1 pseudogene is annotated in these 581 nt (G+C 81.4%); it reads right to left on the reverse strand.

What is annotated here, in order from left to right:
* Positions 1-581: pseudogene (locus VR45_RS28495) on the reverse strand (hypothetical protein); the annotation flags it as partial.

The following is a 581-nucleotide window of genomic DNA, read 5'->3' on the forward strand; positions in this document are numbered from 1 at the left end:
GTGCGGGCCTGGGCGAGGGCGGCGCCGGCGGCCTGCTCCACGTCGGCGGCGTGCAGGGCGGCCCGGGCCGGGTCGACGTCGCCGTCGGAGTCGATGAACCCGGCCTCGACGGCGGCGGCGGTCTCCTGCTCGACCTCGGCGAGGCGCTGGCGCAGGTGCTCGGCCTCGCTGCGGGCCTTCTGGGCGGCGGTGGCGGCCTCGGTGGCGTCGGTCTGGGCCCGGCTGCCGTCGGCCTGGAGTTCGGCGGCGCGCTGCTCCTCGGTGTCGGCGCGGTCCTCGGCGGCCCCGGCGGCGGCTTCCAGGGCGCGGGCCAGTGCGGTGGCGGCGCGGGCGCGGGCGGCGAGCGCGGGGGCGGCGTCCAGCTCGGCCTCGCGGATCGCGGCGGCGACCCTGGTCACCCGGTCGGCGGCGGCGCGGTGCCGCAGCACGGCCTCGGCGGCCTGCCAGGCGGAGTGCAGGGTGCGGGCCTCGGTGAGCTCGCGGCGCAGCCCGGCGGCCTCCGCGGTGGCGGCGGCGAGGGCCAGGGTGGCGTGCCGGTGGGTGAGTTCGGCGGCGATCAGGGTGTGCCGGGTGCGGTCGGT

Origin of the sequence: Streptomyces sp. NRRL S-495, from assembly GCF_000966955.1 — a bacterium.
Classification (GTDB): domain Bacteria; phylum Actinomycetota; class Actinomycetes; order Streptomycetales; family Streptomycetaceae; genus Kitasatospora; species Kitasatospora purpeofusca.